The sequence below is a fragment of the Rhodococcus marinonascens NBRC 14363 genome, from assembly GCF_001894885.1.
Taxonomy (GTDB): Bacteria; Actinomycetota; Actinomycetes; order Mycobacteriales; family Mycobacteriaceae; genus Rhodococcus_F; species Rhodococcus_F marinonascens.
The window spans coordinates 23164-35943 of the sequence record NZ_BCXB01000002.1 but is presented as its reverse complement, the minus strand read 5'-3'; the positions used below and the strand labels follow the sequence as shown (position 1 = coordinate 35943).

14 protein-coding genes are annotated in these 12780 nt (G+C 66.9%); 5 read left to right on the top strand and 9 right to left on the bottom strand.

Going from position 1 to position 12780, the window contains the following annotated elements:
• Positions 1-40 precede the first annotated feature (40 nt).
• The 4 genes from RM2_RS02355 to RM2_RS02340 are packed head-to-tail and all read right to left on the bottom strand — an operon-like array spanning position 41 to position 2184.
• Positions 41-346, bottom strand: a complete 306-nt coding sequence (locus tag RM2_RS02355) for a YbaB/EbfC family nucleoid-associated protein (RefSeq protein WP_072687247.1) — start codon at positions 344-346, stop codon at positions 41-43.
• On the bottom strand, positions 343-687 hold the full coding sequence (locus RM2_RS02350; protein WP_072687461.1) for a hypothetical protein: 345 nt from the start codon (positions 685-687) through the stop codon (positions 343-345). Before RM2_RS02350 ends, RM2_RS02355 begins: the two co-directional genes overlap by 4 nt.
• Before the next feature lie 8 nt (positions 688-695).
• On the bottom strand, positions 696-1859 hold the full coding sequence (locus RM2_RS02345; RefSeq protein ID WP_084721621.1) for a C40 family peptidase: 1164 nt from the start codon (positions 1857-1859) through the stop codon (positions 696-698).
• Between the two features lies 1 nt (position 1860).
• A complete protein-coding gene (locus RM2_RS02340; RefSeq protein WP_084721620.1) occupies positions 1861-2184 on the bottom strand; it encodes a type VII secretion target in 324 nt (107 codons plus the stop codon).
• A gap of 133 nt (positions 2185-2317) precedes the next feature.
• Between RM2_RS02340 and upp the strand changes: the two genes are divergently transcribed.
• Positions 2318-2941 (top strand): uracil phosphoribosyltransferase, encoded by a 624-nt coding sequence (upp, locus tag RM2_RS02335; RefSeq protein WP_072687245.1) that lies wholly within the window; start codon positions 2318-2320, stop codon positions 2939-2941.
• 112 nt (positions 2942-3053) lie between these two features.
• Here the strand turns inward: upp and RM2_RS02330 are convergent, their stop codons facing one another.
• The 4 genes from RM2_RS02330 to RM2_RS02315 all read right to left on the bottom strand — a co-directional run bounded on the left by RM2_RS02330 (position 3054) and on the right by RM2_RS02315 (position 7632).
• Positions 3054-3506 (bottom strand): hypothetical protein, encoded by a 453-nt coding sequence (locus RM2_RS02330; protein WP_139277649.1) that lies wholly within the window; start codon positions 3504-3506, stop codon positions 3054-3056.
• 922 nt (positions 3507-4428) lie between these two features.
• A complete protein-coding gene (locus RM2_RS02325) occupies positions 4429-4896 on the bottom strand; it encodes a hypothetical protein (protein ID WP_072687243.1) in 468 nt (155 codons plus the stop codon).
• A 367-nt stretch (positions 4897-5263) separates the two neighbouring features.
• Positions 5264-6853, bottom strand: a complete 1590-nt coding sequence (locus RM2_RS02320) for a phospho-sugar mutase (protein WP_072687242.1) — start codon at positions 6851-6853, stop codon at positions 5264-5266.
• Positions 6850-7632: a purine-nucleoside phosphorylase gene (locus RM2_RS02315; protein WP_072687459.1), complete on the bottom strand. Its 783-nt coding sequence runs from the start codon at positions 7630-7632 to the stop codon at positions 6850-6852. Before RM2_RS02315 ends, RM2_RS02320 begins: the two co-directional genes overlap by 4 nt.
• 20 nt (positions 7633-7652) lie before the next feature.
• Here RM2_RS02315 and RM2_RS02310 point away from each other — a divergent pair, with 20 nt between their 5' ends.
• The 3 genes from RM2_RS02310 to RM2_RS02300 are packed head-to-tail and all read left to right on the top strand — an operon-like array spanning position 7653 to position 10672.
• Complete coding sequence (locus tag RM2_RS02310) at positions 7653-8351, top strand: enoyl-CoA hydratase/isomerase family protein (protein WP_072687241.1); 699 nt, start codon at positions 7653-7655, stop codon at positions 8349-8351.
• A 12-nt stretch (positions 8352-8363) separates the two neighbouring features.
• Positions 8364-9524, top strand: coding sequence for a M20 family metallopeptidase (locus RM2_RS02305; protein WP_072687240.1), 1161 nt, complete (start codon positions 8364-8366; stop codon positions 9522-9524).
• On the top strand, positions 9521-10672 hold the full coding sequence (locus RM2_RS02300) for a M20 family metallopeptidase (RefSeq protein ID WP_072687239.1): 1152 nt from the start codon (positions 9521-9523) through the stop codon (positions 10670-10672). Before RM2_RS02305 ends, RM2_RS02300 begins: the two co-directional genes overlap by 4 nt.
• A 14-nt stretch (positions 10673-10686) precedes the next feature.
• On the opposite strand, the gene RM2_RS02295 is transcribed toward RM2_RS02300, so the two are convergent.
• Complete coding sequence (locus RM2_RS02295; RefSeq protein WP_072687238.1) at positions 10687-11148, bottom strand: gamma-glutamylcyclotransferase family protein; 462 nt, start codon at positions 11146-11148, stop codon at positions 10687-10689.
• A 138-nt stretch (positions 11149-11286) separates the two neighbouring features.
• Between RM2_RS02295 and RM2_RS02290 the strand changes: the two genes are divergently transcribed.
• Entirely contained in the window at positions 11287-12690 is a 1404-nt protein-coding gene (locus RM2_RS02290) for an NAD(P)H-quinone dehydrogenase (RefSeq protein ID WP_072687458.1), read from the top strand.
• Positions 12691-12780: the final 90 nt, after the last annotated feature.

The window sequence follows — 12780 nt, the reverse complement described above, 5'->3', positions numbered from 1 at the left end:
GCCTATATACCCAGCGCGCAAAGGTGTAGCCCGGCTGGACCTACACCGTCCCGAAGGCGTCCTGCAGTGTCTTCATCACCTGCGTGCGCTGTTCGGTGGCGAGGCGGGCGGCCTCGTGGGTCGTGCTCGTGATCAGTGCCGCGAGTGTGCGGGCGTCGAGAGTGGAGATGGAATCGTCCATCCACAGGCCCGTCAGGTTGCCGTTTCCGTCCACCTCTGCGGTGACCTGGTCGGACTCACTCGACGCGCGCGCCTTGATCGATTGAAGACCGGCGAGGGCTTCCTCGAGCAGGTTCACCTGGTCGGCCGCCCGCCCGACGATCGCATCCATGTCGTGTTCGCTCACAGTCGTGTCATCCAACTAGTCGGGGTGGGCTCTTCCTCGTCCTCGATCACCTGCGCGGCGGCTATGTCGGCCCGCGTGGGCAGGCCGAGTCCGTCCAGCACGCGGGCGGGCATGCCGTCGCCGGCGAGTTCGTCGCGGCGCCGCGCCCCAGCCTCCGCGGCCGAGCGACGGCACAGCGTCAGGATTTCGTCTGCGAGTCGCCGGCCGCCGTAGCGGAGTTCGCGCGGATCGATGCGGAGTTCGAGCGGAAGGCCGTGCTCGGTGGTCTTTACCGAGATGGTGCCGGAGCGGTTGCTCATTGTGGCCGTCGTTCCGGCGTGGGGTGGGGTTGGGGGAAACATGATTCCTGTCATTTCGTTGGTCGATAGAAGCCGTAGAAGTCCATGTTGCTGTTGCCGGTACGGATCGGGCCGACCTGCACGGGATCGCCGGCCTCCACGAGTTGACCGTTTCCGATCACCATCGCCACGTGTCCGTCCCACACGGCGAGGTCTCCGGGCATGAGGTCGCCCTGATTGACCGTCATCCCGACGTTCTGTTCCTGCGCCAAACGCGGAATACCCACGCCCGCTTCGCCATACGCCCACTGCGTCAGCCCGCTGCAGTCGAGGCCCTGCCCGGGGGACGTTCCGCCCCAGACGTAGGCGACGCCCTGCTGCGACAGTGCGTTGCGGACGGCCTCGGCGGCTTCCCGGTTGGGGGCGAGCGCGGTGCTGCCGTCGGGCAGGACCACTTCGACGCCTTCACCGCTGTGCCCGGAATCCGTCGTGGACGGTCCGCGAGCGGTACCCTCGGACGCGGCGAGGAGGGAATCTGCCCGCGTCCCGCCTCCGCGCCGGGACGCGATGTTCGACACCTGGCTCATCAGGCCGGATATCGGTGACGGACCGGGCGGACTCGCGAATCCTGACGCCGCACGGCTCACCGCGTCGGAGCTCGCTGGTGAGCCGGCTGCGGCAGAGGCCGCAGTGGTGCTCGCCGGTGCGGTCGCCGCGGGTGCGGTGGGAACGTCGTCCGCCGGTGTGAGGGCGAGAATCTTGCCGGTCTGCCCGCTGAGTTCGGCCCGTACCGTCGCGACCACCACGGTGGCTCTGCCGAGATGATCGTGAGCGGCCGCGATGATCATGGCCTGGCCCGGAGGGGTGGCCAGGGTCGAGCCTGACGCGACCGCGAGGGAGATGAACGACTGCAGGATCTCCTCGAGTTGCAGCATTCCGGCCCGGACGATCTCGGAGGCCTCGGCCACGACGGCAGCCATGTCGTTGCCACAATCGGAGATCGCGACGGCCGACCGCTGCGCTTCTTCGGTCTTCACGATCGCGCCGGTGGCGCCCTTGCCCTGCCAGTCACCGTAGATGGAACTGATGGCGGTACGTCCGGTGTCGTGGACGGCGTCGAGCGCGACCGACGATGCCCGGAGGGCGTCGGCAGGGCCGCCGGACGGGAGGATGCCGCTGCCGAATGCCCCGACCAGGTCGATCATCGGGCGGGTGAGCAGGTCGATGGGAATCACGTCAGCCGTCCAGTCCGGCGGCATTCGCGGCGAGTGCCGCTGTGGTGGCCAGGTCGATGCCCTCATAATTGGCGGCGTTCACCAGGGCCGTGGTACTGATTCCGCCGAGCACCCCGGACAGCTTCTCGATTGATGACAGGTGCGCAGCGTGTGCGGCGGAGAAGGCGGCGACGAATTCACCGCCGATCACTCCGAAAACCGGCCCTAGCAGCAACGGCCCCACAGCGGAGGCGCCCAGCTCGGCCGCCCGGACCTCCGCTGACATGGCCGAGGTCGTGGCAGCGAATTCGGTGATACTTGCGGTATCCGCGATCAACTCGTTCATCGTCATCCCCCGTCGGATTTGATACCGGTCACCATATTGGACGTCGCCGAGCCCGATTCGGTTCCATCCCCGTTTTCGCCGAGAGTCGCTCTCCGGCGAAGCCGGCATCCGGCGGCCACCTATCCTTTCAAGCATGAACACGCACGTCGTCGACCACCCGCTCGCAGCCGTTCTCCTGACCACGATGCGCGATGCGCGCAGCGACAATGCCACGTTTCGCGGCGCACTGCGAAGGCTGACACACATGCTGGTGTACGAGGCGATGCGCGAGGCTCCGGTCGAGGCGTTCGACGTGGTCACGCCGGTCGCGACCACGGCGGGCGTCCGGCTTGCGCATCCGCCGCTGCTCGTCCCCGTCCTGCGTGCGGGGTTGGGCATGGTCGATCAGGCCAGCATGCTGATCCCGCAGGCGCGTGTCGGCTTCGTCGGAATGGCCCGAGACGAGGAAACTCATCTCCCGGTGCCGTACCTTGAGTCGCTGCCAGCGGACCTGTCCGGAATTCCGGTCTACGTCCTCGACCCGATGCTGGCGACCGGCGGTTCGATGGTCCACACGATCGAGTTGCTCGTTGCCCGCGGCGCCACGGATGTGACCGCGGTGTGCGTGGTCGCCGCGCCGGAAGGGGTTGCCGCGCTGTCGGGGTCAGGACTTCCGGTGAGGCTCGTCGTGGCGGCGGTCGACGAGGGACTCAACGAGCAGGCTTTCATCGTGCCCGGCCTCGGCGATGCTGGGGACCGCCAGTTCGGCCCGCGCTGACGGCGTCCGGACAGCGGGCTTCGGTGAACTCGCGCAGGCGGTTCAACCGAATCGGAGTGCGTCTGAACGAACGAAGGCCCCGCCAACCGGCGGGACCTTCGTAGTCTTTGGATCAGCTGCCGGAGCCAAAGCTGCCGAAGTCGAGACTGCCCAAGCTGCCTGAACCGCCCTGCTGCTCCCCGACAGTGAACTTGAACGGCTGGGCTGTCGCGGGGTCGGACAGCCCGTCCGTTCCCCACTGGCCGCCATCTCTATCCGCGCAGGACCAGGTGACCTCGCAATTGCCGTCGGCGACGTTCCTCTTGGTGCAGTCGGCGTCGGCGTCGGACCTGACGAATCCACCGCTCGTGAGTTCATCCGTGGATGACGTGCTGCTCATTGCGAACCAATCGCACTCCACCTGGTTCGGGCTGTCGTTGACGATCGTGACGGTAAAGTCGCTGCCCTCGACCGCAGCCGAGAGTGTGACGTCATGGGGTGCTGCGCTGGCCGGCGCAGCGAAGACGGCGGCGAGGAGCGGAGCGGCGAGCACTGCGGTTGCTGCGGTACGAACTGACTTCTTCAAGGATTCCTCTTTCGTTCAAGTGACCGCACACGAACCCGTGCGGGTCTTGCTACACCTGCCTGGCCGGCACCGGGCGTGGGCGCGAACGAATTCGCCCTTCACGTGCTGCTGGTTCCTGCAGTACCAGAAAAAGGGTTTGTACGGCTTCGCCGTCGGGTCGCCGAGCGAAACGCCAGCAAACTCCACGGAGATGACTGCATTGCGCGCAATTGCGATACCGGAAAGCGTTGCTGTACAAGCAGAACGAGGCTTGCTGGTGAGGCTCGTCGTTGTGGCGGCCGACGGGGCTGAGTGGGCCAGCTTCTATCGTCCCCGGACTCGGCAACGCCGGAGACCGCCGGTTCGGCCCACGGTGACGGTTTCCGGTCAGAGGGTTTCGGCGAACTCGCGCAAGCGGTTTAACCGAATCGAGGCCGTCTCGTAGGCGGTGGGCACTGCCGAACGCGCCGAGACCGGGACGACGACCTCCAGGTAGCCCCTGTGCGTGGGCGCGGCTTCCAAGGGAAGTAGGACGATCCGGTCGGTGGCGCCGGTGAGCACGACGGGGTCGGTGTGGGACCGGCCGTCCGATTCTGCGAGATCCGTTGCCGCCAGAGGTTATCGGATGACCATGGCGAGGACACCGTCCTTGCTGCGCATCGGTGTCGTCGCAGCGAGAGGATTTGGTCGCACTGATGTGGGGACCTGCACGTCGAGTCGGACCTCGGACTGGTTCCCGAGCGTTACGTCGAGCGGTTCGCGATGTTATCGAACGGGACGGCGAAGGGTCGGCGCCGAGTCCGTCCTCTCCAGGCACCCGGCATCGAGGCCGATTGACCGCGCTAAGAATGGAACTCCGCCTGAACGCGCGAAGGCCCCGCCAACCGGCGGGGCCTTCGTCGTCTCTAGATCAGCTGCCGGTGGTCAGGCTGCCGACAGCCTCCTAGCTGCCAGCGGGCAAGAGGCTGATCAGGTTGCCGATCACGCCGGTCACGCTAGCGGAGCTGCCGGTTCCGGCTACGGTGCCGATAGTGAACTCGGGCGCCAGGGCGGTCGCGTTTTCGCCCTCGGTTCCCCATTCCGTGCCCTCCCGGTCGCAAGCCCAAGTGACGGTGTAGCTACCGTCGGCGACGCCCGTCTCGGTGAAGGCCAGCGTGACGTCCTCGTCCCTGACAGTTCCTTCGCCCTCGAGATCGGCAGTGTCGTCCGCGGCGTTCACCGCAGTCCAGGTGCAATCCACATTCATGTCGTGGCCGTTGGTGATGGTGATGGTGACATCACTGCCGTCGGCGACGGCAGTGAGTGTGACGAGGTCGTCGTGCTCATCTACGCTGGCCGGCGCCGCGAAGACGGCGGCGAGGAGCGGAGCGGCGAGTACTGCGGTTGCTGCGGTGCGAACTGACTTCTTCAAGATTTCCTCTTTCGTTCAACTCGCCGCACACGAACCTGTGCGGGTCTTGCTACACCTACCTGGCTGGTACCGGGCGTGGGCACGAACGAATCCCCCCCGCGTCAGGTACTGCTGGTTTCTGCAGTGCCAGGGAAAGTTGACACGGTTTCGCCTTCGGGGCGCCAAGCGATGCTCCGGCCAACTCCCCGAAAAGGACTGCGGAGTACTTTTCCGCGTCGCGGAAAGTGTTGCTGCGCTGGGAGCATAGAATCTGCTGTGAGGCTCATCACAGTGGATCCCGGTGGGGGAATAGCCGGGCACGACTTGATCGTGCCCGGCCCCGGCGACGCCGGAGACCGCCGGCTCGGCCGGCGCTGACGGCTTCCGGCTACAGGGTTTCGGCGAACTCGCGCAAGCGGTTCAACCGAATCGAGGCCGTCTCACAGGCGGCGGGCATTGCTGAACGATCCGAGACCGGGACGACGACCTCCAGGTAGCACTTGAGCTTGGGTTCGGTTCCCGAGGGACGGACGACGGCCCGGACGGTGGCGCCGGTGAGCACGACGGCGTCGGTGCGGGAGCGGCCGCGCGATTTCGCGAGATCGGTTGCCACCACGGGTTCTCCGGCCAACTCGGTCGGCAGATCCGACCGCAGGCGCTGCATCATCGCGGTGATGTCCGCAATGTCGGTGACGCGCCGCGACACCTGGTCGCCGGCATGCAAGCCGAACTCGAGCGCGTAGTCGTCCAGCCGGTCGAGGAGCGTCGACCCTTCGGCTTTCAAGCTAGCGGCGAGGTCGGCGGCCATCACGGCGGCGGAGATACCGTCCTTGTCGCGCACCGATTCCGGGTCGACGCAATGACCGATCGCCTCCTCGTACGCGTACACGAGTCCCTCGCCGGCCCGTACGAGCCACTTGAATCCGGTGAGTGTGCGGGCGAATCGGGCGCCGCGGGCGGCGGCGAGTTTCCCCAGCAGGGCAGAGGACACGATCGTCGTGGCGACCAGAGAGTCGGGGGGCGCAGACGCGAGGACGTGCTCGCCGAGCAGTACCCCCGTCTCGTCACCGCGGAGCGTGCGCCAGCCGTCCGGCCCTCGGACACCGACCGCGCACCGATCGGCGTCGGGGTCGAGGGCCAGCGCCAGATCTGCGTCGACTTCCTCGGCGAGTGAGAGGAGAGCGTCTGCGGCTCCCGGCTCCTCGGGGTTCGGGAATTCGACGGTCGGGAAGTCGGGGTCAGGTGCGAATTGCGATGCCACGGTGTGGACGTCGGTGAACCCGGCGGCCTTCAGCGCGGCCAGCGCGGTCTCGCCGCCGACGCCGTGCAGCGCGGTGAGCGCGATCCGCAGCGTCCGCGAGTTCCCTGTGGGCAGGGCGGCGACACGTTCGACGTACTGGTCGAGGAGTTCAGTGGACGCCGGCGTCACCGGGGTGCGGGGCACCAGGTCTGCCGGTCCGATCCGGGCGATGGATGCTTCGATCTCCCGGTCGGACGGCGAGATCAACTGGGCGCCGCCCTCCAGGTAGACCTTGTACCCGTTGTCGGCGGCGGGGTTGTGCGACGCGGTGATCTGTACCCCTGCAGCGGCTCCGAGCCTGCGTACCGCGAACGCGACGATCGGGGTGGGGAGCGGACGGGGGAGAAGTATCACGGAGAACCCTGCGCCGGCAAGCACTTCCGCCGCGGCGCGCGCGAACTTCGCCGAGCCGTGCCGGGCGTCGCGGCCGACGACGACGGTCGATCCGCCCAGGCAGCGATCCTTCAGCCACGCGCTCAGCCCGGCGGTCGTCCGGATCACCACGGCGAGGTTCATGCCGTTCGGCCCCGCCCGCACCGGGCCACGGAGGCCCGCGGTGCCGAAACTCAGTGGTGCGGCGAAGCGGTCGGCGAGTTCGTTGGGGGACAGGGCCGCCAGTTCGGCCCGCGACGCGGGGTCGGGGTCGGCGGCGATCCAGTCGGCGATCGGATCGTTCACAGGCGCTCCACGAGTTCCCGCAGGAGCCCGCCCATGCGGTTTGCCGAGGCTTTGCCCGCGGCGAGAACCTCCTGGTGGTTCAGGTGCTCGCCGGTGATGCCTGCGGCGAGGTTGGTCACCATCGAGATTCCCAGGACGCGGGCACCGAGTGCGCGCGCGGCGATCGTCTCGTGGACGGTGGACATGCCGACGAGATCCGCGCCCAGCGTGCGCAACATGCGGACCTCGGCCGGGGTCTCGTAGTGCGGGCCCGGCAGGCCCGCGTAGACGCCTTCACTCAGCGAGCCGTCGATGTCGCGGGCCAGGGCTCTCAATTCGGGGTCGTATGCGCCGACGAGATCCACGAAGTCGGCTCCGGCAAGCGGGGACCGGGCGGTGAGGTTGAGGTGATCACTGATGAGGACCGGCTGCCCGACGGCGAAGTCTTCGCGGATGCCTCCTGCCGCGTTCGTCAGGATGACGGTTCGTGCACCAGCGGCGATGGCGGTGCGAATCGGGTGGACGACGGACGAGAGCGGATGGCCCTCGTAGGCATGAGTGCGGCCGAGTAAGACGAGAACCCGCCGCCCACTCACGTCCACCGACCGGATCGTCCCGGCGTGTCCGAGGGCGGACGGCGGCGTGAATCCCGGTAGATCGGCCATCGGCACGGTAGCGAGGGGTTCCCCGAACCGGTCCGCGGCGGCGTTCCATCCCGATCCGAGGATGACGGCGATCGAATGTTCGGCGCAATTCGTGTGCGCGGCGAGCGCGGCGGCCGCGGCGTCTGACGTTCCCATGAGGCGATAGTCTTCCACTTATGCCATATCTCGATCGCGACGGCGACGTATTCATCCTCTACCTCGGCATCGAGGGCGAGACGGACAATGAAAATCGCTTCAATCCGGACTGGATCGACGCCGCCAATGCCACGCTGGACGAAGTTGAAGCGCACGAGGGACCTGCCGCGCTGGTCACAACTGCTACGGGAAAGTTTTTCACCAACGGCCTGGACACCAATTGGATCTTCTCCAACGCGGACAAGCTTCCGGGATACCTCGACCGGGTAAACGCACTCTACGGCCGCCTCCTGACTTTCCCGATGGCCACCGTCGCGGCGGTGCAGGGGCACAGTTTCGGTGCGGGCGCCATGTTGGCGACGGCACACGACTTCCGGGTGATGCGTGCCGACCGCGGGTTCTACTGCCTGCCCGAGGTAACGCTGAACATGCCTTTCACCGTGGGGATGTCGGCACTCGTGAACGGCCGCCTGCCCAAGCAGACCGCGATCGAGGCGATGACGACCGGACGCCGTTTCGGCGGATCCGACGCGCTCGCCGCCGGGATCGTCGACGAGATCGCGGACGGTGACGGGGTTCTCCCGGCGGCTGTGGCGCGGGCGTCAGCACTCACGGCAACCCGTGGCGACAACCTCGCCGGGATCAAGCGCGGAATCCACCACCAGGCCCTCGCCGCGCTCGCCACGGTGACGGACAAGAGCAACTTCAGCTTCGGATGAGAGAATGAGCAGGTGAATGCGGACATAGAGGCGGCGGTCAAGTCCATTGAGACAGACCTGACCGCGCTTTCGCATTCGATCCACGGCGAACCGGAACTCGCGTTCGAGGAGTTCCGGAGTGCCGCAAAGATCACCGAATTGCTGAAGAGTAACGGGTTCGACGTGGAATCGGGGGTCGCCGACCTGCCGACGGCGTTCGAAGCGACATTCGGTAGCGGCGATCTCGTCATCGGCATCTGTGCCGAGTACGACGCACTGCCGGAGATCGGCCACGCATGCGGGCACAACATCATCGCGGCATCCGCGGTCGGCACCGGAGTCGCGCTCGCCACGGTGGCAGACCGGCTCGGGATCACCGTGCGGGTGATCGGGACGCCGGCCGAGGAGAGCGGCGGAGGCAAGATCGCCATGCTCGAGCGGGGTGTCTTCGACGGTGTCGCGGCTGCACTGATGGTGCATCCGGGTCCGATCGACATCGCCGGGGCGACTTCGCTCGCGTTGGCCGACATCACGGTCGCGTTCACCGGCCGTGAAGCCCACGCCTCGGCCTCCCCGGAGTTGGGGCGCAACGCGGCAGACGCGGCGACATTGACGCAGGTCGGCATCGGCCTTCTTCGTCAACACCTGTCACCGGGGCAACAGGTGCACGGGATCGTCTCCGACGGCGGTACCGCCCCCAACATCGTTCCCGCGCGCACCGAAATGCACTATTACCTGCGTGCCGAGACGTCGGCGGCGCTGTCGGAGCTGACCGCGCGTGCTCAGGCGTGCTTCGCTGCCGGGGCACTCGCCACCGGTTGCACGCACGAGACCCGCACGGTATCGCCCGCGTATGCGGAACTGACACCGGACCCGTGGTTGGTCGCCTCGTACCGAGAGCAGATCGTCGACATGGGGCGGACGCCACTGCCGCTCGAAGGGGAGGGTGCCCGCCCACTGGGCAGCACCGACATGGGCAACGTCACCAACGTCCTGCCCGGAATTCACCCGGTCATCGGAATTGACTCGGGTGGTGCGGTTACGCACCAACCGGGGTTCGCCGCGGCATGCATCACGGAATCTGCCGACCGCGCCGTGGTCGACGGAGCGATTGCGCTGGCGCGCACGGCGGTTCGGGCTGTAACGGACGGCGCGCAGCGGATGCGGCTGTTGGAAGGAGTTGATCGCCGGTGAACGCGGCTGTCGACAAATGGATTCTCGCTCACGCCGACGACCTCTTACAGTGGCGTCGACACATCCACGCCAACCCCGAGTTGGCGCGTTACGAATACGCGACGACGGAGTTCGTGGCGACCCGGTTGGCCGCGGCCGGTCTCTCGCCCGAACTGCTTCCCGGTGGCACAGGACTCACGTGTGACCTCGGACCTTCGCGCGGTCCCCGCATCGCGCTGCGCGCCGATATGGACGCCCTCCCGCTCCAGGAACTCACTGGCGCCACGTACTCGTCGACGGTGCCCGGCGTGTCCCACGCATGCGGTCACGATGCCCACACCGTCATTCTTCTGGGAACCGGGCTGGCACTCAGCGAAATCCCCGACCTTCCGGTGGGTGTCCGGCTGATCTTCCAACCCGCCGAGGAGGTCATGCCCGGCGGCGCGCTTGACGTTGTCGCTGCCGGGCGGCTCGAGGGGGTGTCGCGGATCTTCGCACTCCACTGCGATCCGCGGCTGCAGGCAGGGCGGGTCGGCGTCCGACTCGGCGCGATCACATCTGCCGCGGACACGATCGAGGTCGTGCTGGACTCACCGGGCGGCCACACATCGCGTCCACACCTGACCACCGATCTGGTGTTCGCGCTCGGAACCGTCGTGACGGGGTTGCCCGGCATGCTCAGCAGACGGATAGACCCGCGTACCGGCACTGTGATGGTGTGGGGTGCCGTCAGCGCCGGGCGGGCCCCCAACGCCATCCCGCAGACCGGCATGATGACCGGCACCGTGCGGACGGGCGATCACGAGACGTGGGAGCTGCTCGAGCCGCTGGTCCGTGAGATTGTCCACGGATTGCTGGCACCCACCGGTGTGAGTTATCAGCTCAACTACAGTCGCGGCGTCCCGCCCGTCGTCAACGACGAGGTGTCGACCCGCATGTTCGAGGACGCAATCCGCACGGTCGGGCCCGACGCTCTGGCGGACACATCGCAGTCCGGCGGCGGCGAGGACTTCTCCTGGTATCTCGAAGAGGTTCCCGGTGCCATGGCTCGGCTGGGTGTCTGGTCGGGGGACGGCGGGCAACTCGACATTCACCAGCCGACGTTCGATCTGGACGAGCGGGCTCTGAGTGTGGGTGTGCGGGTGCTGTCGAGCCTTGTGCTGGGCTGAGCGCCCGCTCTGGCCTATTGTTTGCCGGGTCCGACGTTGCGGCTGTTGCGGGTGCGCAGGTCGCGTACATAGTCGGCAGGCGCACCGGCGATCTCCGCGGCCTCCGCCATCACCCCGAGGTAGCGCGCCGACGGCAGCCCGCCCTCATAGGCGTCCAGAACATACAACCAAGCGAGGTCGGAGCTGCCCGCGACGTCCACGCGTACGCGGATCTTGCGGTGGATGCCGAGTTCCGAGCCTTCCCACCGGTCGAGACTCACCTCGTCCTCTTCGGGCACGTCATACAGAACGACGAACACCTTGGATTCGGGGTCTTCGACCACGGTGGCGAGTGCGCCCTCCCAACCGATGTCCCCGCCACTGAACGTCAGGCGCCAACCGTATAGCCAACCCGTTCCCGCCATCGGCGAGTGCGGGCAGCGTTGCAACATCTGGTCCGGATGCATGTTTGACCCGTAGGCGGCATAAATCGGCACGACGACAAGCCTAAACGGTGGCTAGTAACCTATTGCATGCAGTGCACGACGAAGCTGCCCGCAGTGCACGACACGAAGCGCTGCGATCGCATGAATAGTCGGCCGGAGACCCTGGTCGACCGTCGAATTGGAGGACGAATGAGCCGGATCGTGATCATTGGTGGCGGACCTGCCGGATACGAGGCAGCGTTGGTGGCCGCGCAGCACGGCGCCTCCGTCTCCCTGATCGATTCGGACGGCGTGGGTGGCGCCTGTGTCTTGTTCGATTGCGTGCCGTCGAAGACGTTTATCGCGTCTACCGGCGTGCGCACGGACATGCGCCGCGCGACCGACCTGGGCATCGCTCTCGATCCGGAGCAGGCCACGGTCGCGCTGCCGAAGATCAACGCACGTGTGAAGAGTCTCGCCCAAGCGCAGTCGTCCGACATCCGTGCGCGCCTCCAGACTGTAGGCGTCGAACTACTCTCCGGCACCGCCGAGATCACCGACCCGCTGCCCGGCATGGCGTCTCACCAAGTGTGTGCCACCCTCGCCGGCGGTGAGAAGAAGACACTCGACGCCGATGTCGTCCTCATCGCGACCGGTGCGAGCCCGCGCATCATCCCCGGCGCGGAGCCGGACGGTGAGCGCATCCTCACCTGGCGCGACCTCTACGACCTCGACGAGTTGCCTTCGCACCTCGTCGTCATTGGTTCCGGTGTGACGGGTGCCGAGTTCGTGTCCGCCTACACCGAGATGGGCGTGAAGGTGACACTCGTGTCCAGCCGTGACCGCGTCTTGCCGGGCGAGGACGCAGATGCCGCCCTCGTGCTCGAGGACGTTCTCGCCGAACGGGGTGTCACCCTGGTCAAGCACGCCCGGGCCGAATTCGTGAAGCGCACCGACAACGGCGTCGACGTCGTGCTCGCCGACGGCCGGACCGTCGAGGGCAGCCACGCCCTGATGACGGTCGGTTCCGTCCCGAATACCCAGGGCCTCGGGCTCGAGAAGGTGGGCATCGAACTGGACAAGAGTGGGTATCTGCGCGTCGATCGCGTGTCGCGGACGACGGTGTCGGGGATTTATGCCGCGGGCGACTGCACCGGTCTCCTTCCGCTGGCCTCCGTCGCCGCGATGCAGGGCCGGATCGCCATGTACCACGCTCTCGGTGAAGGTGTCAGCCCGATCAAGCTGAAGACGGTGGCGTCGGCTGTGTTCACGAGGCCCGAGATCGCCACGGTCGGCGTCAGCCAGGCGTCGATCGACGAGGGCGAGGTATTGGCCCGTACCGTCATGCTCCCGCTCAACACCAACCCGCGCGCGAAAATGTCGGGGTTGCGCCGAGGTTTCGTCAAGATCTTTTGCCGTCCTGCTACCGGCGTGGTGATCGGCGGGGTGGTGGTCGCGCCCAACGGGTCGGAGCTGATTCTCCCCATTGCGATCGCAGTTCAGAACAACCTCACCGTGAACGACCTGGCCGCGACGTTCTCGGTATACCCGTCGTTGACGGGATCGATCACCGAGGCGGCTCGTCAGCTGATGCGTCACGACGACCTGGGCTGATCGCGATTCCCGTATTCCCAGACTGCGGGAATCGCGGTTCACATACTGATCCCCTGTGGGATAGTCGAGGCACGGACCGAAATCCCCGGG